Annotated in this window: 16 protein-coding genes; 11 read left to right on the forward strand and 5 right to left on the reverse strand. The window is 60.4% G+C overall.

The window, feature by feature from the left end; all coding sequences use genetic code 11:
* Nucleotides 1–88 precede the first annotated feature (88 nt).
* Nucleotides 89–2830 (reverse strand): aconitate hydratase AcnA, encoded by a 2742-nt coding sequence (gene acnA, locus ACI77I_RS28750; RefSeq protein WP_263274718.1) that lies wholly within the window; start codon nt 2828–2830, stop codon nt 89–91.
* Between the two features lie 196 nt (nt 2831–3026).
* Here acnA and rlmM point away from each other — a divergent pair, with 196 nt between their 5' ends.
* Nucleotides 3027–4103 (forward strand): 23S rRNA (cytidine(2498)-2'-O)-methyltransferase RlmM, encoded by a 1077-nt coding sequence (gene rlmM / locus ACI77I_RS28755; RefSeq protein WP_406999546.1) that lies wholly within the window; start codon nt 3027–3029, stop codon nt 4101–4103.
* Nucleotides 4104–4228: 125 nt separating this feature from the next.
* Nucleotides 4229–4474 carry a sulfurtransferase TusA gene (tusA, locus tag ACI77I_RS28760; RefSeq protein ID WP_094951171.1) on the forward strand — a complete coding sequence of 82 codons (246 nt, stop codon included), beginning with the start codon at nt 4229–4231 and terminating at the stop codon, nt 4472–4474.
* Here tusA and ACI77I_RS28765 read toward each other — a convergent pair.
* Entirely contained in the window at nt 4471–5865 is a 1395-nt protein-coding gene (locus ACI77I_RS28765) for an MATE family efflux transporter (RefSeq protein ID WP_242154974.1), read from the reverse strand. The two genes, tusA and ACI77I_RS28765, sit on opposite strands and share 4 nt — an antisense overlap.
* Nucleotides 5866–6167: 302 nt before the next feature.
* Here ACI77I_RS28765 and pdxB point away from each other — a divergent pair, with 302 nt between their 5' ends.
* Nucleotides 6168–7310, forward strand: coding sequence for a 4-phosphoerythronate dehydrogenase PdxB (gene pdxB / locus ACI77I_RS28770; protein ID WP_094951169.1), 1143 nt, complete (start codon nt 6168–6170; stop codon nt 7308–7310).
* 54 nt (nt 7311–7364) lie between these two features.
* Here pdxB and ACI77I_RS28775 read toward each other — a convergent pair whose 3' ends face one another.
* Nucleotides 7365–7538: a PA1571 family protein gene (locus ACI77I_RS28775; RefSeq protein ID WP_176462939.1), complete on the reverse strand. Its 174-nt coding sequence runs from the start codon at nt 7536–7538 to the stop codon at nt 7365–7367.
* 242 nt (nt 7539–7780) lie between these two features.
* Between ACI77I_RS28775 and ACI77I_RS28780 the strand changes: the two genes are divergently transcribed.
* Nucleotides 7781–9568 (forward strand): ABC transporter transmembrane domain-containing protein, encoded by a 1788-nt coding sequence (locus ACI77I_RS28780; RefSeq protein ID WP_406999550.1) that lies wholly within the window; start codon nt 7781–7783, stop codon nt 9566–9568.
* A gap of 99 nt (nt 9569–9667) precedes the next feature.
* Here the strand turns inward: ACI77I_RS28780 and ACI77I_RS28785 are convergent, their stop codons facing one another.
* Complete coding sequence (locus ACI77I_RS28785) at nt 9668–11596, reverse strand: transglycosylase SLT domain-containing protein (protein WP_094951167.1); 1929 nt, start codon at nt 11594–11596, stop codon at nt 9668–9670.
* A 213-nt stretch (nt 11597–11809) separates the two neighbouring features.
* Between ACI77I_RS28785 and ACI77I_RS28790 the strand changes: the two genes are divergently transcribed.
* Nucleotides 11810–13726, forward strand: coding sequence for an ATP-binding cassette domain-containing protein (locus ACI77I_RS28790; protein ID WP_094951166.1), 1917 nt, complete (start codon nt 11810–11812; stop codon nt 13724–13726).
* Nucleotides 13727–13820: 94 nt separating this feature from the next.
* On the opposite strand, the gene ACI77I_RS28795 is transcribed toward ACI77I_RS28790, so the two are convergent.
* Nucleotides 13821–14261 carry a universal stress protein gene (locus ACI77I_RS28795; RefSeq protein ID WP_094951165.1) on the reverse strand — a complete coding sequence of 147 codons (441 nt, stop codon included), beginning with the start codon at nt 14259–14261 and terminating at the stop codon, nt 13821–13823.
* Nucleotides 14262–14366: 105 nt separating this feature from the next.
* Here ACI77I_RS28795 and ACI77I_RS28800 point away from each other — a divergent pair, with 105 nt between their 5' ends.
* The 6 genes from ACI77I_RS28800 (at nt 14367) to ACI77I_RS28825 (ending at nt 22369) form a co-directional block, all read left to right on the forward strand.
* Nucleotides 14367–14804 (forward strand): hypothetical protein, encoded by a 438-nt coding sequence (locus tag ACI77I_RS28800; RefSeq protein WP_242154977.1) that lies wholly within the window; start codon nt 14367–14369, stop codon nt 14802–14804.
* 494 nt (nt 14805–15298) lie between these two features.
* Nucleotides 15299–17446: a fatty acid oxidation complex subunit alpha FadB gene (gene fadB, locus ACI77I_RS28805; protein ID WP_083359563.1), complete on the forward strand. Its 2148-nt coding sequence runs from the start codon at nt 15299–15301 to the stop codon at nt 17444–17446.
* A gap of 29 nt (nt 17447–17475) precedes the next feature.
* Nucleotides 17476–18651: an acetyl-CoA C-acyltransferase FadA gene (gene fadA, locus ACI77I_RS28810; RefSeq protein WP_406999549.1), complete on the forward strand. Its 1176-nt coding sequence runs from the start codon at nt 17476–17478 to the stop codon at nt 18649–18651.
* Nucleotides 18652–18747: 96 nt separating this feature from the next.
* A complete protein-coding gene (locus ACI77I_RS28815) occupies nt 18748–18984 on the forward strand; it encodes a DUF1653 domain-containing protein (protein WP_021490990.1) in 237 nt (78 codons plus the stop codon).
* A gap of 114 nt (nt 18985–19098) precedes the next feature.
* A complete protein-coding gene (topA, locus tag ACI77I_RS28820) occupies nt 19099–21720 on the forward strand; it encodes a type I DNA topoisomerase (RefSeq protein ID WP_094951163.1) in 2622 nt (873 codons plus the stop codon).
* A 127-nt stretch (nt 21721–21847) separates the two neighbouring features.
* Nucleotides 21848–22369 carry a DUF6586 family protein gene (locus ACI77I_RS28825; RefSeq protein ID WP_094951187.1) on the forward strand — a complete coding sequence of 174 codons (522 nt, stop codon included), beginning with the start codon at nt 21848–21850 and terminating at the stop codon, nt 22367–22369.
* Nucleotides 22370–22423 lie beyond the last annotated feature (54 nt).

Genomic DNA, 22423 nt, shown 5'->3' on the forward strand with positions numbered 1-22423 from the left:
GTCTGCCAGCTACACAGAGGTAGGCTGACCCGCCGCCATCTAAGGCAAGCCAGCTCCCATATTGATCTACATCGATCTGAGGATCGCCTTAAGAGGCGATCAACTGGCGCAGTACATAGTGCAGAATCCCACCCGCCTTGAAGTATTCCACTTCATTCAAGGTATCAATCCGGCACAGCACCTCGACCTTCTCGCTGCTGCCATCCTCGCGCGTAATCACCAGTGTCAGGCTCATCCGCGGTTCGATGTCGGCATCGGTCAGCCCGAGTATGTCGATCTTCTCCTTGCCGGTGAGCTTGAGCGCTTTGCGGTTCTGGTCCAGCTTGAACTGCAATGGCAGCACGCCCATGCCCACTAGGTTGGAGCGGTGAATCCGCTCAAAACTCTCGGCGATCACCGCTTTGACGCCCAGCAGGTTGGTGCCCTTGGCCGCCCAGTCGCGGCTTGAACCGGTGCCGTACTCTTGGCCGGCGATCACCACCAATGGCGTGCCCGAGGCCTGGTATTGCATGGCCGCGTCGTAGATCGGCATTTTCTCGCCGGTGGGGATGTACAGCGTGTTGCCGCCTTCTTCGCCGCCGAGCATTTCATTGCGGATACGGATGTTGGCAAAAGTGCCGCGCATCATCACTTCATGGTTGCCCCGGCGTGAACCGTAGGAGTTGAAGTCACGTGGCTCCACGCCTTGCTCGCGCAGGTAGCGGCCGGCGGGGCTGTCGGTCTTGATATTACCGGCAGGGGAGATGTGGTCGGTGGTTACCGAATCGCCGAGCAATGCCAACACGTTGGCGCCTTTGACGTCTTTGATCACCGGCAGTGGCCCGGCAATGTCGTCAAAGAACGGTGGGTGCTGGATGTAGGTGGAATCCTTCTGCCACACGTAAGTCGCGGCCTGCGGCACTTCAATGGCTTGCCACTGCTCGTCACCGGCGAATACCGCAGCGTATTCCTTGTGGAACATGCCGGTGCTGACTTGGGCCACGGCGTCGGCGATTTCCTGGCTGCTCGGCCAGATGTCCTTCAGGTACACCGGCTTGCCGTCTTTGCCTTCGCCCAGCGGCTCGCTGCTGATGTCGATACGCACGGTGCCGGCCAACGCATAGGCGACCACCAGGGGCGGCGACGCCAGCCAGTTGGTTTTCACCAGAGGGTGAACGCGGCCCTCGAAGTTACGGTTGCCGGACAGCACCGAGGCCACGGCGAGGTCGGCTTTCTGGATGGCTTTTTCGATGGGCTCCGGCAGTGGGCCGGAGTTGCCGATGCAGGTGGTGCAGCCATAGCCCACCAGATCGAAGCCAAGCTGATCGAGGTATTGGGTGAGGCCCGCCGCCTTGTAGTAGTCGGTGACCACTTTGGAACCGGGCGCCAGCGAGGTTTTCACCCAGGGTTTACTGGTCAGGCCTTTCTCCACGGCTTTTTTCGCCACCAGACCTGCGGCCATCATCACGCTCGGGTTGGAGGTGTTGGTACAGGACGTGATCGCGGCAATCACCACCGCGCCGTTTTTCAGGCGATAGGTGCGGCCGTCGTATTCATAATCGGTTTCGCCTACCAAGTCGGCATTGCCCACGGCAACACCGCCACCGCCTTCACTTTCCAGGCGGCCTTCTTCTTTGTTGGTGGGTTTGAATTGCAGGTCGAGGAAGTCGCTGAAGGCTTGGGCCACATTCGGCAGCGAAACCCGGTCCTGCGGGCGTTTCGGCCCGGCGAGGCTGGCTTCGACGCTGCCCATGTCCAGCGCCAGGGTGTCGGTGAACACGGGCTCCTGACCGGCGTTGCGCCACAGGCCCTGGGCCTTGGTGTAAGCCTCAACCAGCTTGACGGTTTCTGCCGGGCGGCCGGACAGGCGCAGGTAGTCCAGGGTTACGTCGTCCACCGGGAAAAAGCCGCAGGTGGCGCCGTATTCCGGGGCCATGTTGGCGATGGTGGCACGGTCGGCCAGCGGCAGGTCGGCCAAGCCGTCGCCGTAGAACTCGACGAACTTACCCACCACACCTTTTTTACGCAGCATCTGGGTGACCGTCAGCACCAGGTCGGTGGCGGTAATGCCTTCTTTCAATTTGCCGGTGAGCTTGAAGCCGATCACTTCTGGAATCAGCATCGACACCGGCTGGCCAAGCATTGCCGCTTCAGCTTCGATCCCACCCACGCCCCAGCCGAGTACGCCCAGGCCGTTGATCATGGTGGTGTGCGAGTCGGTGCCCACCAGTGTGTCGGGGAAGGCATAGGTGCGGCCGTCTTCGTCCTTGGTCCACACGGTGCGGCCGAGGTATTCAAGGTTGACTTGGTGGCAGATGCCGGTGCCCGGCGGCACCACGCTGAAGTTATCGAAGGCACTTTGGCCCCAACGCAGGAAGGCGTAGCGTTCGCCGTTACGCTGCATTTCGATGTCGACGTTTTGCTCGAAGGCGCTGCTGGTGCCGAACTTGTCGACCATCACCGAGTGGTCGATGACCAAATCCACGGGAGACAACGGGTTGATGCGCTGCGGGTCGCCACCGGCCTTGGCCACGGCGGCGCGCATGGCGGCCAGGTCGACCACGGCAGGTACGCCGGTAAAGTCTTGCATCAGTACCCGGGCTGGGCGGTATTGAATCTCGCGGTCGGACCGGCGCTCTTTGAGCCAGGCGGCGATGGCCTTGAGGTCGGTGCCGGTGACGGTCTTGGCGTCTTCCCAGCGCAGCAGGTTTTCCAGCAGCACCTTGAGGGACATCGGCAGCTTATCCAGGTCACCCAGGCTCTTGGCCGCTTCGGGCAAGCTGAAGTAATGGTAGGTCTTGGCGTCAATTTGCAGGGTTTTAAGGGTTCTCAGGCTATCAAGGGATGGCATTACATGACTCCTTATGGTCCGCACGGCTACGGACCTGACGGGACGAACAGAGCGTTCAACTTAGCCCTGTTTTCATTAGCAGGCTAATAACTGGACTCTATCGTTAAGTCCAAGGTTCCGAACTCGGCTATCATGCGCGCGTTTTCATGACAGGTAGTGCGATAGCGCAATGCCGGTTGAGTCACCAGGAGAGTTGATGAACACCCTTTTTATGCACTGCCGCCCGGGTTTTGAAGGCGAAGTCTGTTCCGAGATCGCGGAACACGCCGCGCGCCTGAACGTTTCCGGCTATGCCAAGACCAAGACCGGCAGCGCCTGCGCCGAATTTGTCTGCACCGAAGAAGACGGCGCCCAGCGCCTGATGCACGGCCAGCGCTTTGCCGAGCTGATCTTCCCAAGGCAGTGGGCGCGCGGGGTGTTTATCGACCTGCCGGAAACCGACCGCATCAGCGTGATCCTCGCCCACCTGCAAGGCTTCCCGCTGTGCGGCAGCCTGTGGCTGGAGATGGTCGACACCAATGACGGCAAGGAACTGTCGAACTTCTGCAAGAAATTCGAAGTGCACCTGCGCAAAGCCTTGTTGAATGCCGGCAAGCTGATTGACGACCCGAGCAAGCCGCGCCTGCTGCTGACCTTCAAGAGCGGTCGCGAAGTGTTCATGGGCCTGGCCGAGTCGAACAACTCGGCGATGTGGCCGATGGGCATCCCGCGCCTCAAGTTCCCGCGTGACGCACCTAGCCGTTCGACCTTGAAGCTGGAAGAGGCCTGGCACCACTTCATCCCCCGCGACCAGTGGGACGAGCGCCTGCACGGCGACATGACTGGCGTTGACCTCGGCGCAGCCCCCGGCGGCTGGACCTGGCAATTGGTCAACCGTGGCATGCTGGTGACCGCCATCGATAACGGCCCGATGGCCGAAAGCCTCATGGACACGGGACTTGTGCAGCATTTGATGGCCGACGGCTTCACCTTCGTGCCCAAGCAGCCGGTGGATTGGATGGTCTGCGATATCGTCGAGAAGCCGGCGCGTAACGCGGCGCTGCTGGAAACCTGGATCGGCGAGGGCTATTGCCGTGAGGCAGTGGTGAACCTGAAGTTGCCGATGAAGCAGCGTTACGCCGAGGTGAAACGCCTGCTGGAGCGCATTGAAGACGGCTTCAAGGCGCGTGGCATTCGTGTTGAGATCGGCTGCAAGCAGCTGTACCACGACCGTGAGGAAGTGACGTGCCATTTGCGTCGGCTGGTGGATGTGAAGAAACCTAAGGCCCGCTGAGTTCTAATGTGGGAGCTGGCTTGCCTGCGATAGCGGTATAACAGTAGACGTCTATGTTGAATGTGCCCCGGTCATCGCGGGCAAGCCCGCTCCCACAGTGATCGGGCCAGTTTCAGGAGTGAACTATGAGTGTTGATTTACCTGTCGACGGTACGCTCGACGCCACCGGCCTCAACTGCCCGGAACCGGTGATGATGCTGCACCAACACATCCGCGACCTGCCGCCCGGCGGTTTGCTCAAGGTCATCGCGACCGACCCGTCGACCCGTCGCGATATTCCCAAGTTTTGTGTGTTCCTGGACCACGAGCTGGTGGATCAGCAGGAGCAGGCAGGTACGTACCTGTACTGGATTCGCAAGAAGGTCGATTAAGCCAGCGCCGCAACGTGGCGAATCCGCCGGCGCGCGCTGCGTGCCAGGCGGATCACCAGCATCGCGGCGGCGCAGCTCAAGCCCACGATCAGCCCCTGCCACAAGCCACTCGGGCCCCTGGCGGCGCCCAGCCAGTCGGTCAGCCCCAGGGCGTAACCCACCGGCAGCCCCACACCCCAGTAAGCAAACAAGGTCAGCACCATGGTCACCCGTGTGTCCTGGTAGCCGCGCAACGCGCCGGCGGCCGTGACCTGGATCGCGTCGGAAAACTGGAACAGCGCGGCAAACACAATCAGCATCGACGCCACGTGAATCACCAACGGGTCCGGCGTGTAGATCGTCGCAATCTGCTCGCGAAACAGTAGCATCAGGCTGCACGACAGGCAGGCGTAGGTCAGTGCCGTACCCATGCCGACCCCGGCGGCAAAGCGCGCTTCACGCGGCTCGCCACGGCCCAGGGCTTGGCCAACACGCACGGTCACGGCCATGCTCAGCGAGTAAGGGATCATGAATACCAGCGAGCTGAAGTTCAGCGCGATCTGGTGGCCGGCCACCACGTTGGCACCCAGGCTGCCGATCAGCAGGGCGATCACCGCAAAGATGCTGGATTCGGCAAATACCGCGATGCCAATCGGCAGGCCGATGCTCAGCACGCGCTTGATCACCGACCATTTTGGCCAGTCGAAGCGCTTGAACAACTCGCTGCTCTGGTAAGCCGGCGCCCAGCGGGTCCAGGCGGCCAGGCCGAGCATCATCACCCACATCACAATCGCCGTGGCCCAGCCACAGCCCACGCCGCCCATGGCCGGCACGCCGAAATGGCCATAGATGAATACGTAGTTCAGCGGAATATTCAGCGCCAGCCCGCACAGGCCCATGACCATGCTCGGCCGCGTTCGGCCCAGGCCATCACTGAAGCAGCGAAACACGTAATACAGAGCGATGGCGGGCATGCCGGAAGCGATGCCGTGCAAGTAGGCCATGCAGGGTTTGATCAGCTCGGGGTCGACGTTCATCGCATGCAGGATCGGCTCGGCGCTGACCAGCATCAGCAGCGCGGTGAGCCCGACCAGCACGGCCAGCCACAAGGATTGGCGCACCAACGGGCCAATCTCGGTGTGGCGGCCGGCGCCGAAGTGTTGGGCGACTTTCGGCGTGGTGGCCAGCAAGGTGCCGGTCATCAGCAGGTACACCGGAATCCAGATCGAGTTACCCAGGGCCACGGCCGCCAGGTCCCGAGGGCTTACACGCCCGGCCATCACCGCATCGACGAAGCCCATGGCGGTGGTCGCGAGCTGGCCGATCATGATCGGCAGGGCCAGGGTCAGCAGGCTGCGCACCTCACGGTTGACGCGGGCGGGGCGGGAGAGGGCGGCGGTGGCGGTGTTCACGTGCGGCTGTCCAGTAAAAGAGTTGCAAAGGACGGCGAAGTCTACGCGCTGACGCACGGGTCAGGAAAAAACCTGTGTTAGGGATTTGTAAGCGATCTTCAGGCAGGCGCTGAACCCCTGTGGGAACTGGGCTTGCCCGCGATAGCATCATCTCGGTATAGCTGATAGACCGTGGTGTCTGCATCGCAGGCAAGCCAGCTCCCACACAGGCCCGGCTCCCACATAAGCACTGCCCACCTGGCATCTGCGGTGTTACACAGATCGCATCCCTGTACACTGCTGGTCCGCGAAAGGAGCCTGCCATGTTGATTGTTGCCGACGAAAATATCCCGCTGCTCGATGCATTCTTCGAAGGGTTTGGCGAGATTCGCCGGGTGCCCGGCCGTTCCATCGACCGCGCCACGGTCGAGCAGGCCGATGTGCTGCTGGTGCGTTCGGTGACCAACGTCAACCGCGCGTTGTTGGAAGGCACAAAGGTACGCTTTGTCGGCACGTGCACCATCGGCACCGATCATTTGGACCTGGATTACTTCAAACAGGCCGGCATCAGTTGGTCCAGCGCGCCCGGCTGTAACGCGCGCGGCGTGGTGGACTATGTGCTGGGCAGCCTGCAGACCCTGGCTGAGATCGAGGGCGCCGACCTGAATCAGCGTACCTACGGCGTTGTCGGTGCCGGTGAAGTGGGCGGGCGGTTGGTCAAGGTGCTCAAGGGCCTGGGCTGGAACGTGCTGGTGTGCGACCCGCCGCGCCAGATTGCCGAAGACGGTGATTACGTCAGCCTGGAGCAGATCATCCAGCAGTGCGACGTGATCAGCCTGCACACGCCGCTGACCAAATCCGGCAACGGCTGCACTTGGCACTTATTCGATCGCGAGCGGCTCAACCGACTCAAGCCCGGCACCTGGCTGATCAACGCCAGCCGTGGCCCGGTGGTGGACAACGCTGCGCTGCGGGAAGTGTTGCTGGAGCGGGAGGACCTGCAAGCGGTGTTGGACGTGTGGGAAGGCGAGCCCGAAGTGGATGTCGACCTGGCCGACCTGTGCGTGCTGGCCACTCCGCATATCGCCGGCTACAGTCTCGATGGCAAACAGCGCGGCACCGCGCAGATTTACCAGGCGTTCTGTGCCCATCTGGGCCAGGAGCCGAGCATTCATTTAAGTGATCTGCTGCCGCAACCGTGGCTGGCCGAGGTGCACTTGAACGCATCGACCGACCCGGCCTGGGCGCTGGCGACCTTGTGCCGCAGTGTGTACGACCCGCGCCGCGATGATGCGGATTTCCGTCGCAGCCTCGTAGGCACCGTGCAGGAGCAGCGCAAGGCGTTCGACCTGCTGCGCAAGCACTACCCGCAGCGCCGTGAGATTGATGGCCTGAAGGTGCGCATCAATGGCGAGTCGGCGGCGCTGTCGAACATCGTCTCGGCATTGGGCGCCATCACCCTTTAAAACAGGCATAAAAAACCCGGCCATCAAGGCCGGGTCACAAAGAGCTTAGGCGTATCAGCCTTGCTTGGCAGGCTTGACCAGTCGCTGTTCCAGCTCGCGGCACGCTTGCTGGATCATCTCTTCGGTAATCTGCACTTCGCGGCCTTGGGCGTCGATCACGGAGCAAGGCAGATACTGCGGTTGGCGGATCACTTCAATCTTGGCATCGCTGCTATTTTGCAAGGTCATGGCCTGTCTCCTCATCAGGTTGTGTACCTACTTTAATTCCCCCGCGTGACCGAGCTATTACAACTCCTTACAAGGTCATCGGTTAGAACATCCAGTCCACCAGAAACCGATACAAATTTCCAGCCAGGGGTTAGACCGATAGCCTCTAGCGGTCAGCATCGGCGGGCATAATTAACCTGACTCATTGTTATTCAGCCAAGTTCCCCCAATGTTGTGCTGTAGATACTTTTCCTGCACAGGTGCTGCCCTCCATGCTTTCAGTCCGTCAACGCCGCGCGATCCGCCTGGCCAGCCGCTTCATTGCGCCCTACCGCTGGCACGCGCTGGGTGCCCTGTTGGCGCTGATCGTCACGGCGGGCATCACCTTGTCCATGGGCCAGGGCATTCGCCTGTTGGTGGATCAGGGCTTTATGACGCAATCGCCGCACCTGCTCAACCAGTCCATCGGCTTGTTCATGATTCTGGTGTTGGGCCTGGCCGTGGGCACGTTTGCGCGGTTTTACCTGGTGTCGTGGATCGGCGAACGGGTGGTGGCGGACATTCGCCGGCAGGTGTTCAACCACCTGATCTACCTGCACCCAGGCTTTTACGAAAACAACCGCAGTTCGGAAATCCAGTCACGGCTGACCACCGACACCACCTTGCTGCAATCAGTGATCGGCTCGTCGCTGTCATTGTTTCTGCGCAACGCCTTGATGGTCATCGGCGGCATCGTGTTGCTGTTTGTCACCAACCCCAAGCTCACCAGTATCGTGGTGATCGCGCTGCCGCTGGTGCTGGCGCCGATCCTGATCTTCGGGCGCCGTGTGCGCAGCCTCTCGCGCCTGAGCCAGGACCGCATCGCCGACGTGGGCAGCTATGTGTCCGAGACCCTCGGCCAGATCAAGACCGTGCAGGCCTACAACCACCAAGTGCAGGACGAACAGCGCTTCGCCGTGACCGTGGAGGAGGCATTTGCCACGGCGCGCAAGCGCATCGCACAGCGCGCCTGGCTGATTACTTTGGTGATCATGCTGGTGCTGGGCGCTGTGGGCGTGATGCTCTGGGTCGGTGGTATGGACGTGATCAGCGGGCGTATTTCCGGTGGTGAGCTGGCGGCGTTCGTGTTCTACAGCCTGATCGTCGGCAGCGCTGTTGGTACCCTGAGCGAAGTGCTCGGCGAGCTGCAGCGCGCCGCCGGTGCCGCCGAGCGGATTGGCGAGTTGTTGCAGTCGAGTAACGAAATTCAGGCGCCTGCCGCCGGTACTGTGCAATTGCCGCAGCGCGTCAGCGGCCGCATGGAACTGCAAGACCTGCGCTTTTCCTACCCTTCGCGGCCCGACAGCTACGCCATCGATGGTGTGAGCCTGACCATCAATCCCGGCGAAACCCTGGCCTTGGTCGGCCCGTCCGGTGCCGGTAAATCGACGATTTTCGACCTGCTGCTGCGTTTCTACGACCCCCAGCAAGGCTGCATCCTGCTGGAAGGCCACGCACTGACCGAACTCGACCCGATGGACCTGCGCCGCCACTTCGCGTTGGTGTCCCAGAGCCCGGCGCTGTTTTTCGGCAGCGTCGAAGAAAACATTCGCTACGGCAACCCGTCCGCCACCACCGCCCAGGTCGAGGCTGCCGCGCGCATCGCCCACGCCCACGACTTCATCCTGCAAATGCCCGACGGCTACCAGACCCATCTCGGCGACGGCGGCATGGGCCTCTCCGGCGGTCAGCGCCAACGCCTGGCCATCGCCCGCGCGTTGCTGGTGGACGCACCGATCCTGCTGTTGGATGAAGCCACCAGCGCGCTGGATGCCCAGAGTGAACACTTGATTCAGCAGGCGTTGCCGCAACTGATGCAGGGCCGCACCACGTTGGTGATTGCGCATCGGTTGGCGACGGTGAAGAACGCCGATCGGATCGCGGTGATGGACCAGGGCAAGCTAGTGGCGGTAGGCACGCACCAGCAGTTGATAGCGAGCAATCCGCTGTATGCGCGGTTGGCGGCGTTGCAGTTCAGTGATGGGCTTGAGGTCGCCAATAGCGAGGGCTGATAGCTAGCGGGTTTGCTGTGGCAAGCCCGCTCGCCACAAGACCCCCCGCTCGCCACGGGGGTTGAGTCGCCAACAGTATGGCGACTTCCGGCCTAGGTGTTACTGATCATCAAAATACCGCTCATGCCAATCCACCAGCGGCTGCGGTGAGTTGAGCTTTTGCCCGTAGATCACCGAATAAGACAGCACGTTCTGCACGTACTGGCGGGTTTCGTCGAATGGGATGCTTTCCACCCACACGTCGAAGCTCAGGTGGTCGGCACCACGCAGCCATTGGCGAACACGGCCGGGGCCGGCGTTGTAGGCGGCGGAGGCGAGTACGCGGTTGCCGTTGAACTGGCTGTGCACTTGGCTCAGGTAGGCCGCGCCGAGCTGGATGTTTTTGTCCGGGTCGAGCACCTGGGCCGGGGAGGCCAGCGGGATGCTGAACTTGCGCGCGGTTTCCTTGGCGGTGCCGGGCATCAGTTGCATCAGGCCGCTGGCGCCGACGCCGGAGCGGGCGTCGTCCATGAAGGCGCTTTCCTGGCGGGTGATAGCAAACACCCAGCTCGAATGCAGGCCACGCACCTTGGCTTCGCGCACCAAGGTGTCCCGGTGGGCCATCGGGAAGCGGATATCCAAATCGTCCCAGTACTGTGCCTGGCTGATGGTGCGGATCGCCGGGAAGTACCACTTCATGTCATAGGCCAGCTTGGCCTGGGCGACCATTTCATCGCGGTTGAAGTGACGGCTGACGTGATACCACTCGCGGCGGCCATCGACGATCTGGCCGCGCGCATAGAACTCCAGGGCACGGCGCACGCCGGGCGTGTTACGCACCTTGTTGATCAGCGCCTGGCTCATCACCAGTGGCTTGTTGTTCAACTGGTACGGCGCCTTGGAGCGGTCGGCGGCGAGGAAGCCATAGAAATCCCGCTCCCGCGACAGGTTTTTGTACAGCACCAGGGCTTGCGGGTTTTTTGGCTCGGCCAGTTCCAGGCTGCGAGCCTGCCAGTAGCGCCAGCGGTTGGTGGTGGCCAGGTCTTGTGGGAGTTTGCGGGTCAACTGGTAGGCGTCTTCCCAACGGGCCAGGCGCAACAGCAGGCGCAGGCGCCATTCGGAGACGGTGTTGTCACGCAACTCCGGGTCGTACTTGGTCATCACCTCAAGGGCGCGCGGGTCGAAGCGTTTAGCCAGGGTCAGGCCGATCTCGCGGGCGATTGCCACTTTTTCGTCACGGGAGAAGTGCATGCTGCTGGCATACCCGTCGAGCAGGGCCATGGCCTTCTCCGGGTCCTGGCGTGCCAAGCGGCGCAGGCCCAGGCCTACGGCGTCAGACATGGCCTCGCTGGCGGGCAGGAAGCGCGATGGATCGCTGAGCATGTCGGGCTTTTGCGCTACGTCGACCATCAGGCGGCCCTGGGCGCCGAGGGTTGGCAGGGTTTTCACCAGGCTGTTGGCCAGCGCGTAGTTGCGCGCTTCGGCGGCGAGCTTGGCGCGGTCCCAGATTTTCTGTTCGGTGAGTTGGCCAGCGGCGGCCCACTGGCCGAAGGTGGCGTCACAGGCGGCGGGTTGGGATTTGCCGGTCAGCCAGAGTTTTTCGGTGGTCTTGTAGCCTTCGGCTTTCAAGTTATGGGTGAGCTGGTACTGGCCATGCAGGCAGTCCAGTTCAACGAAATTGAGTTTGGCGTCGTAGTACTTTTCAAAGGTCTGCCAGTCGCCACGGTCGGCCAGCCAGCGCAACCAGCGCAGTTTCATCCAGTTAGCCTGGGGCAGGTCGCCGTTTTTGGCGAGGAACTGTTCGATTTCCTCGTTGCTTGCGGTTTTCAGGCGCGCGGTCAGCTCGTCGTAGGCCAGGTACGGCGTGAGCGGGTAGTCGGCCAACGCCTGGCTGTATTGCATGTACGGGCCGCTGTCGCCTTTGGCGAGGGCGCGTTTGGCTTCATCGTAATATTGACGTTGGGTGGTGAGGTCCACGGCCTGGGCGGATTGAACGGCGGTGGCGGAAAGAAGCAGACAAGATAAAAAGTTGAAAAGGCGACTGCGCATGAGACGTCCGTGCAGAGAAATCACGACTAGCACCGGCACTGCCGACACTGATTACCCCTAGCTTAGCCTTTTGCCAGCGGCCGGCGAAAGCTTTGCCGGCCGGCTGGCTGAAGTTCAGCGTAAATGTCCTACAGAACGTGTCGATAGCGAAAATGCCGGCCGCATCCAACCCTCAAGTCAGGTAGAATGCGCGCCCAGTTTTTGGAGAAGCGTATGACCCTGCTCAAATTCAGCGATGTGTCCCTTGCTTTCGGCGCTATGCCGTTGTTGGACAAGGTGTCCTGGCAGATCGCCCGTGGTGAGCGGGTGTGCATCATCGGCCGCAACGGCACCGGCAAGTCCAGCATGATGAAGCTGGTTAAGGGCGACCAGAAGCCCGATGACGGCTCTGTTTGGCGCGCCCCGGGCCTGAAGATCGGCGAATTGCCGCAAGAATTGCCGGTGGCCGACGGACGGACAGTGTTCGACGTGGTTGCCGAAGGCCTCGACGGCGTCGGTGAGTTGCTCGCGCAATACCATCACCTGGCGCAGAACTGCGTCACCGAAGAAGACCTGGACAAGCTGATGCACGTCCAGCAAGACCTCGAAGCCCGTGATGGCTGGCGCTTGCAGCAACTGGTCGACAGCACCCTTAGCCGCCTGCAACTGCCGGCCGACAAGACCCTCGCCGAGTTGTCCGGTGGCTGGCGTCGTCGCGTGCTGCTGGCCCAGGCCCTGGTGTCCGAGCCGGACCTGCTGCTGCTCGACGAACCAACCAACCACCTGGACATCGGCGCAATCGCCTGGCTGGAAGAAGCCATCAAGGACTTCCAGGGCGCCGTGCTGTTTATCACGCACGACCGTGCCTTCCTGCAGAGCCTGGCAACGCGCATCCTTGAACTGGACCGTGGCGGCCTGATCGACTGGAACGGCGACTACGCCAGTTTCCTGGTGCACAAGGAAGCCGCACTGTCCGCTGAAGAAACCGCCAACGCGTTGTTCGACAAAAAGCTGGCTCAGGAAGAAGTCTGGATCCGCCAGGGCATCAAGGCCCGTCGCACCCGTAACGAAGGTCGCGTACGTGCCCTCAAGGCTCTGCGCAATGAGCGTAGCGAGCGTCGCGAACGCACTGGCAAGGCCAATATTCAGCTCGACACCGCCGACAAGTCGGGCAAGCAGGTTATGGTGCTGGAGAACGTCAGCTTCCATCACCCGGATGGCCCGTTCCTGATCAAGGACTTCTCCATGGTCCTGCAGCGCGGCGACCGTATCGGCCTGCTGGGCGCCAACGGTACCGGCAAGACCACCTTGCTCAAACTGATGCTCAATGGCCTGCAACCGACCAGCGGCACGGTAGAGGAGGGCACCAAGATCGACGTGGCCTACTTCGACCAGTTGCGCCACCAGTTGGACCTGGAAAAAACCGTGATCGACAACGTCGCCGAAGGCCGCGACTTTATCGACATCGACGGCCAGAGCCGCCACGTGCTGAGCTACCTGGGCGACTTCCTGTTCAGCCCACAGCGTGCACGTACGCCGGTGAAAGCCTTGTCCGGTGGTGAGCGTGCGCGCCTGCTGCTGGCCAAGCTGTTCAGCAAACCGGCCAACCTGCTGGTACTCGACGAACCGACTAACGACCTTGACGTGGAAACCCTCGAGCTGCTGGAAGAGGTCTTGCTGACCTTCAACGGCACTGTGCTGATGGTCAGCCACGACCGGGCATTCCTCGACAACGTGGTCACCAGCACCCTGGTCTTCGAAGGTGAAGGCAAAGTGCGTGAATACGTCGGTGGTTATCAGGACTGGCTGCGTCAGGGCGGCTCGCCGCGCCTGCTGGGCGTGACCGAGAGCAAGTCCGGCAAAGCCGACTTGACCTCGGCAGTGGTGGCGGTTGCCGCTGCTGAACCGGCCCAGGAAGCTGCGCCGGCGGCCAAGAAGAAGCTCAGCTACAAGCTGCAACGCGAGCTGGAAGCCTTGCCGGGTGATATCGACGCCAAGGAACAGCAGATTGCCGCAGTAGAAGCGGACATGGCTGACGCAGGTTTCTACCTGCGCCCGGCGGCCGAAACTGCCAAGGTCATTGCTTCCCTGGAGACGTTGAACCAGGAGCTGGAAGTGTTGGTTGAGCGTTGGGCTGAGCTGGATGCCTGAGTGATTCAAGCGCATTAAAAAAACCGGTGCTCATTTATATGAGCGCCGGTTTTTTTGTATGAAATACAGTTCAAATGTGGGAGCTGTGTCGCTCTTAAGCGCTTTTTACCAGCTTCACCGCCAGCACATCACACGGCGCGCCGTGCAACACATCATTGGCGGTCGAGCCCAGCAGCAATGCCAAGCCATGGCGGCCATGGCTGCCGACCACGATCAGGTCGCAGCCCTGTTCCTTGGCCAGGTGGTGGATTTCCTGGCGCGGCTGGCCGTAGGTGAGGTGCGAGTTCTCCTTGGTCACTTCCGGGTATTTGAGGATCAACCGCTCCAGGCGTTCTTTGGCCTGGTCAAACTGTTGTTGCTGCAACTGGGACAGATCCATGGGCACGTCGCCTCCAAAGGCCATGGCCATCGGCTCGACGATGTGCACCAGCGACAGTTTGGCGTCGCTGGCGACCGCGAAGGCGCGGGCGCGCTTGATGACTGGATCGCACTCTTCGGTCAGGTCTACGGCGACCAGAATATGTTCGTATGACATGGGGCGTTCCTCCAGGGGACTGCAATAAGTTCAGTATGGCTGCTTTCAAGCGGATGGGGTTGCGTCAAATCAAATCCGCTCATTTAGAAATTCGGGAGTACAGATATGACGGTCTGGATAGTGGTGTCAATCCTTCTAGTGGTTCTGAGCCCTCTGGCATGGCTGCGCCCCTCACGCCATCAGAGTGGGCGCATGGCCCTGCGGATGGAGGCGCGCCGCATCGGCCTGGCCATGCAGTTGGCACCCCAGGAGTGGCCGCACTGGCTCAAGCAGGAGCCGCCGAGCCCGTGCGCGCAGTACTGCCGCCCACGGCGCGGGCGTACGCCGGCCATCTGGAGCTATTGGCAATTGGAGCCGGGTGTGTGGGTCAATCAGTGGCGTGAGGTGTGCGTCGATGAAAAGTTGTTGGCGCATTTTGCGACGCTGCCGGACAACGTCTACAAGGTCGAGGCCGACAAGCAGATGATCGCCTTGTGCTGGGGCGAGAAGGGCGAGGCGAGTGTGTTGAAGGACATTGATACGTTGCTCAAGGCCCTGGCTTGATGTCTGTCAGATAAAAGCCAGGCAATAAAAAGCCCGACATCATCATCGGGCTGGAGTTGGCCAGGCAGGCCGGAAATCTGTGATTCACGCGTCGGATGTTCATCCAGGCGCATTAAGCTTGTCGCTAGCCTAGCGGCATATCCCGTTGTGTACAGCCTTTTCCCACAAATTTCAGACTATTGATTTCGTGAATATTTGAATATTGACGAGGCGCGGGCTTAGGGTGGGGGTTCTGAACTGACTGGAAAGTCGCGTTTTCCCTAGCCTTTCGAGCGATTGACAATTGCCCAGAATTGGATGAAGGTGGCGTACCCAAATCAAACGGGCGTATGAATTGAGCGTTTGTCTGTCAGACCGCTCATACAGAACCCCGACTAGCGCATTGGCGGGTGTGCCTGGCGAATGGGTGTGAGCATTGACGCAACTATCAATGTTCAACCATAGGCCAGCGTCCAGTGAGTACTGTTCAGCTTCCATATCGTGGAGATCAGTTGATGATTTACGAAGGTAAAGCCATCACGGTTAAGGCTCTTGAAAGTGGCATCGTCGAATTGAAATTCGACCTCAAGGGTGAGTCCGTCAACAAGTTCAACCGTCTAACCCTGAACGAACTGCGTCAGGCCGTAGACACCATCAAAGCAGATGCTTCGGTCAAGGGCGTGATCGTCTCCAGCGGCAAGGACGTGTTTATCGTCGGCGCTGACATCACCGAATTCGTCGACAACTTCAAGCTGCCCGATGCCGAGCTGGTGGCTGGCAACCTCGAAGCCAACAAGATCTTCAGCGATTTCGAAGACCTCAACGTGCCGACCGTTGCCGCAATCAATGGCATCGCGTTGGGCGGCGGCCTGGAAATGTGCCTGGCGGCAGACTTTCGCGTCATGTCGGCGACCGCCAAAATCGGCTTGCCTGAAGTCAAACTGGGCATCTACCCAGGTTTCGGCGGCACCGTACGCCTGCCGCGCATCATCGGTGCCGACAACGCCATCGAGTGGATTGCCGCGGGTAAGGAAAACCGTGCAGAAGACGCGCTGAAAGTCGGCGCCGTCGATGCTGTGGTTGCCCCGGACAAACTGGCCGAAGCGGCACTGAACCTGATCAAGGGCGCCATCAGCGGCGAATTTGACTACAAGGCCAAGCGTCAGCCGAAGCTGGAAAAGCTCAAGCTCAACGCCATCGAACAAATGATGTCGTTCGAAACCGCCAAAGGTTTCGTGGCGGGCCAAGCCGGCCCGAACTACCCGGCGCCGGTTGAAGCGATCAAGACCATCCAGAAAGCCGCGAACTTCGGTCGCGACAAAGCCCTGGAAGTGGAAGCTGCAGGCTTCGTCAAACTGGCGAAAACCTCGGCTGCCCAGAGCCTGATCGGCCTGTTCCTGAACGATCAGGAACTGAAGAAAAAGGCCAAGGCCTACGACGAAATCGCCAAAGACGTGAAACAGGCTGCCGTACTCGGCGCCGGTATCATGGGCGGCGGTATCGCCTATCAGTCGGCGTCCAAAGGCACGCCGATCCTGATGAAAGACATCAACGAGCACGGCATCGAGCAAGGCCTGGCAGAAGCCGCCAAGCTGCTGGTGGGCCGCGTTGATAAAGGCCGCATGACCGCTGCGAAAATGGCTGAAGTGCTTAACGGCATTCGTCCTACGCTGTCCTACGGCGATTTCGGCCACGTCGACCTGGTGGTCGAAGCGGTTGTCGAGAACCCGAAGGTCAAGCAAGCCGTACTGGCTGAAGTGGAAGCCCAGGTTAAGGAAGACACTATCCTGGCCTCGAACACCTCGACCATTTCCATCAGCTTGCTGGCCAAAGCCCTCAAGCGTCCGGAAAACTTCGTCGGCATGCACTTCTTCAACCCGGTGCACATGATGCCGCTGGTGGAAGTGATCCGTGGCGAGAAGTCCAGCGAGCTGGCAGTTGCCACCACCGTTGCCTACGCCAAGAAAATGGGCAAGAACCCGATTGTGGTCAACGACTGCCCGGGCTTTTTGGTCAACCGCGTGCTGTTCCCCTACTTCGGCGGTTTCGCCAAGTTGGTCAGCGCCGGTGTGGACTTCGTGCGTATCGACAAAGTCATGGAAAAATTCGGCTGGCCAATGGGCCCGGCGTACCTGATGGACGTGGTCGGCATCGACACCGGCCACCACGGTCGTGACGTCATGGCTGAAGGCTTCCCGGATCGCATGAAAGACGACCGCCGCTCGGCGATCGACGCGCTCTACGAGGCCAAGCGCCTGGGCCAGAAGAACGGCAAGGGCTTCTACGCCTACGAGGCTGACAAGAAGGGCAAGCAGAAGAAAGTGGCCGACCCGTCGGTTCACGAAGTACTCGCGCCGGTCATCTACGAACAGCGTGAGGTGTCCGATGAGGACATCATCAACTGGATGATGATCGCCCTGTGCCTGGAAACCGTGCGTTGCCTGGAAGACGGCATCGTTGAAACCGCCGCCGAAGCCGATATGGGCCTGGTGTACGGTATTGGTTTCCCTCCATTCCGTGGTGGTGCGCTGCGTTACATCGACTCGATCGGTGTGGCCGAGTTCGTTGCCCTGGCTGACAAATACGCTGATTTGGGCCCGCTGTACCACCCGACCGCGAAGCTGCGTGAAATGGCCAAGAATGGCCAGAGCTTCTTCGGTTAAGCGCCCAGACGAATAGAGCGAGAATATTTATGAGCTTGAATCCAAGAGACGTGGTGATTGTCGACTTCGGTCGCACACCGATGGGCCGCTCCAAGGGCGGCATGCACCGCAACACCCGTGCCGAAGACATGTCGGCGCACCTGATCAGCAAATTGCTGGAACGCAACGTCAAGGTCGACCCGAACGAAGTCGAAGACGTGATCTGGGGCTGCGTCAACCAGACCCTGGAACAGGGCTGGAACATCGCGCGCATGGCGTCGTTGATGACCCAGATCCCGCACACAGCCGCTGGCCAGACTGTCAGTCGCCTGTGCGGCTCGTCGATGAGCGCGCTGCACACCGCAGCGCAAGCGATAATGACCGGTAACGGCGATGTGTTCGTGGTCGGCGGCGTGGAGCACATGGGCCACGTCAGCATGATGCACGGCGTTGACCCTAACCCGCACATGTCGCTGTACGCGGCAAAAGCCTCGGGCATGATGGGCCTCACCGCAGAAATGCTCGGCAAAATGCACGGCATTACCCGTGAAGCCCAGGACGCATTCGGTGTGCGTTCCCACCAGCTCGCCCACAAGGCGACTGTGGAAGGCAAGTTCAAGGATGAAATCATCCCGATGAACGGCTACGACGAGAACGGTTTCCTGAAACTGTTCGACTACGACGAAACCATTCGTCCGGACACCACCCTGGAAAGCCTGGCGGCCCTCAAACCTGCCTTCAATCCAAAGGGCGGTACCGTGACTGCCGGTACTTCGTCGCAAATCACTGACGGTGCTTCGTGCATGATCGTGATGTCGGCGCAGCGTGCCCAGGACCTGGGTATCCAGCCGCTGGCGGTGATCCGTTCGATGGCAGTGGTGGGTGTGGACCCGGCGATCATGGGCTATGGTCCAGTACCGGCCACACAAAAAGCCTTGAAGCGCGCGGGCCTGACCATCTCCGATATCGACTTCTTCGAGCTCAACGAAGCTTTCGCCGCACAGGCCTTGCCAGTGCTGAAAGATTTGAAAGTACTCGACAAGATGAACGAGAAGGTTAACCTGCACGGCGGTGCGATTGCCCTGGGCCACCCATTCGGTTGCTCCGGTGCGCGTATTTCCGGCACTTTGCTTAACGTGATGAAGCAAAATGGCGGCAACCTTGGGGTTGCAACCATGTGCATTGGTCTCGGCCAAGGCATTTCCACCGTCTTCGAACGCGTCTAAGCGTTAGGTTGACGGAAGCCGGGGCCCAGTGCCCCGGTTTTTGTTTTTTGGAATTTTTAATATTTTTTTTAATAAATTTTGTAAGAGGGCCAGAGCATGAAAGTAGAACCAGGGCTCTACCAACATTATAAGGGGCCGCAGTACCGCGTTTTTAACGTGGCACGGCACTCCGAGACCGAAGAAGAAGTGGTGTTTTACCAAGCACTGTATGGCGATTACGGCTTTTGGGTACGCCCGTTGAGCATGTTCCTGGAGACCGTCGAAGTTGACGGCGAGCAGGTCCCGCGCTTTGCTTTGGTCCAGGCCGAACCCAGTCTTTTTTCAGGGCAATAACGGCAGGCCGCGCAGAATGCTGCGCTTGACCTCACCTTGTTGCCACTATATATAGCGTTGCCGCGACAGGCGCCAACTGCCTTTCACTTCTCGAATTCAGGAATTTTCCGATCCATGGGCAAATCGCTGGTCATTGTGGAATCCCCGGCTAAGGCCAAGACCATCAACAAGTACTTGGGTAACGAGTACGTGGTGAAGTCGAGTATCGGCCATATCCGAGACCTGCCCACCAGCGGTTCGGCTAGCGCCAGCAAGGAGCCTGCCGCCAAGCGCGGCAAGGCCGCCGCGGGCGAAGGTCCGGTGCTCACCCCTAAAGAGAAAGCGCGTAAGCAGCTGGTCTCGCGCATGGGTGTGGACCCGGAACATGGCTGGAAGGCCAAGTACGAGATCCTTCCTGGCAAGGAAAAGGTCATTGAAGAGCTGCGCCGGCTCGCCAAGGATGCTGACACCATCTATCTCGCGACGGACTTGGACCGCGAAGGGGAAGCCATTGCCTGGCACCTGCGGGAAGCTATCGGCGGTGATGACAGCCGCTACAAGCGTGTGGTGTTCAACGAAATCACCAAGAAAGCCATCCAGGAAGCCTTCTCCAAGCCCGGCGAACTGGACATCGACCGCGTCAACGCCCAGCAGGCACGGCGTTTCCTCGACCGCGTCGTGGGCTACATGGTTTCGCCGCTGCTGTGGGCGAAAATCGCCCGTGGCCTGTCCGCCGGCCGTGTGCAATCGGTTGCGGTAAAGCTGGTGGTGGAGCGTGAGCGCGAGATTCGTGCGTTCAACCCCGAAGAGTATTGGGAAGTCCACGCTGACCTCGGCACTGCCAAGGGCGCCAACGTGCGCTTTGACGTGGCCCGTGAGAAAGGCGAGGCTTTCAAGCCGCTGAACGAAGCCCAGGCCATGGCCGCGCTGGAAAAGCTCAAGGCTTCCAGCTACAGCATCGTCAAGCGTGAAGACAAACCGACCAGCAGCAAGCCGTCGGCGCCGTTCATCACCTCCACCCTGCAACAGGCTGCGAGTAACCGCCTGGGCTTCGGTGTGAAGAAAACCATGATGATGGCCCAGCGTTTGTACGAAGCCGGCTACATCACTTATATGCGTACTGACTCCACCAACCTGTCGCAAGACGCGGTGGCGATGGCGCGTACCTATATTGAAACCGAGTTCGGCAAGAAGTACCTGCCGGAGAAGCCAAACGTCTACAGCAGCAAAGAAGGCGCACAGGAGGCTCACGAAGCGATTCGTCCTTCCGACGCCAACACTGAGCCAAGCAAGCTGACGGGCATGGAGCGCGACGCTGAGCGCCTCTACGAGCTGATCTGGCGCCAGTTCCTGGCCTGCCAGATGCTGCCGGCGCAATACCTGTCGACCACCGTCAGTGTGGGCGCAGGCGACTTCGAGCTGCGTGCCAAGGGCCGTATCCTCAAGTTCGACGGCTACACCCGCGTGATGCCGCAAATCGCCAAGCCAGGCGACGACGATGTACTGCCGGACATGGCCCAGGGCGACACGTTGAAGCTGATCAAGCTCGACCCGTCCCAGCACTTCACCAAGCCGCCGGCGCGTTATTCGGAAGCCAGCCTGGTAAAAGAGATGGAAAAACGCGGTATCGGTCGTCCTTCGACGTACGCTGCGATCATCTCGACCATCCAGGACCGTGGCTACGTTGCGCTGCACAACCGTCGTTTCTACTCGGAAAAAATGGGCGACATCGTTACCGAGCGCCTGTCCGAGAGCTTCTCCAACCTGATGGACTACGGCTTCACCGCCGGCATGGAAGAGAACCTCGATGACGTGGCCCAGGGCGAACGCGACTGGAAAAACGTACTGGATGAGTTCTACGGCGACTTCAAGAAGAAGCTGGAAGTAGCCGAAAGCCCTGAGAGCGGCATGCGTGCCAACCAGCCGGTGATGACTGACATACCGTGCCTGACCTGTGGCCGTCCGATGCAGATTCGTACTGCGTCCACCGGCGTGTTCCTCGGTTGCTCGGGCTACAGCCTGCCGCCGAAAGAGCGCTGCAAGGCCACCGTTAACCTGGTGCCGGGTGATGAAATCGCTGCTGACGACGAGGGTGAATCCGAGTCGCTGGTATTGCGTGGCAAGCACCGTTGCCCGATCTGCAGCACGGCGATGGACGCTTACCTGCTCGACGAGAAGCACAAGTTGCACATCTGCGGTAACAACCCGGATTGCGACGGCTACGAGATCGAAGAGGGCAGCTACCGCATCAAGGGCTACGAAGGCCCGAGCCTGGAATGCGACAAGTGCGGCAGCGAGATGCAGCTCAAGACCGGCCGTTTCGGCAAGTTCTTCGGTTGCACCAACCCGACGTGCAAGAACACCCGCAAACTGCTGAAAAGCGGTGACGCGGCGCCGCCGAAGATGGACCCGGTGAAGATGCCCGAACTCAAGTGCGAGAAGGTCAACGACACCTACATCCTGCGTGACGGCGCTTCGGGCTTGTTCCTGGCTGCCAGCCAGTTCCCGAAAAACCGCGAGACCCGTGCGCCATTGGTCATGGAAATCGTGCCGCACAAAGACGAGATCGATCCGAAGTACCACTTCTTGTGTGAAGCGCCGAAGAAGGATCCCGACGGTCGCCCGTCCGTGATCCGCTACAGCCGCAAAACCAAGGAGCAGTACGTGCAGACCGAAGTGGACGGCAAGCCTACCGGCTGGAAAGCGTTCTACGACGGTGGCAAGTGGAAGGTCGAGGACAAGCGCCAGGGCGCTTGATCGACGAGCCTGCAAAACATAAAGGTCGCCCGCAAAGGCGGCCTTTTTTTGCGCTTGCAGGAAACTTGGCTGATCCGTGACACTGTTCAGCCAGCATCATGCTTATTTCGTTGTGGAGACTGCCGTTATGGCCAACGAACTCTATACCCGTACCAATCAGAAAATTTACTTCGCGGGTTTGTCCCTGGAGGCCCTTGGCCGTGCCGAGGAAGGGAAGGAGATGAATGCCATCGCGTTGGTCCAGGCCGGGCGTGAGGCGGCGTTGTTCCACCTGTACGGTGCCCTGCTGGGCCTGTGCCATGAAATCGCCGGGTTCTACCGCTTGCCCCAGGCCGGTGCGCCCCGTGCAGAGATGATCGTGAACCGCGACGTGCTGGAAAGCATGGCGATTCCTGAGCTGGCCGAGCTGGTGGAAATGGCCCAGAGCCCTGACAGTTGGATTGCCCGCCTGCTCAAGGCGCATGCCGACATGTTCCAGCCGCCACGCGTTCCTCATGTGCCCAAGGGGGATGTGACACAGCCGCTGATCGTGGCCGTTGCCCTGGAAGAAGATGAGCCCAAGCCATTGAGCCGCGAAGAGCTGGAGGGCTGGCGTCAGGAGCTGAAGAAGATGGCGCTGCGGTTTCGCGAAGGCTTGAACGAGTGCTGAGAGGTTTGCACTAAGCAAATAATGTGGGAGCTGGCTTGCCTGCGATAGCGGTGG

Origin of the sequence: Pseudomonas sp. D47, from assembly GCF_045447305.1 — a bacterium.
Classification (GTDB): domain Bacteria; phylum Pseudomonadota; class Gammaproteobacteria; order Pseudomonadales; family Pseudomonadaceae; genus Aquipseudomonas.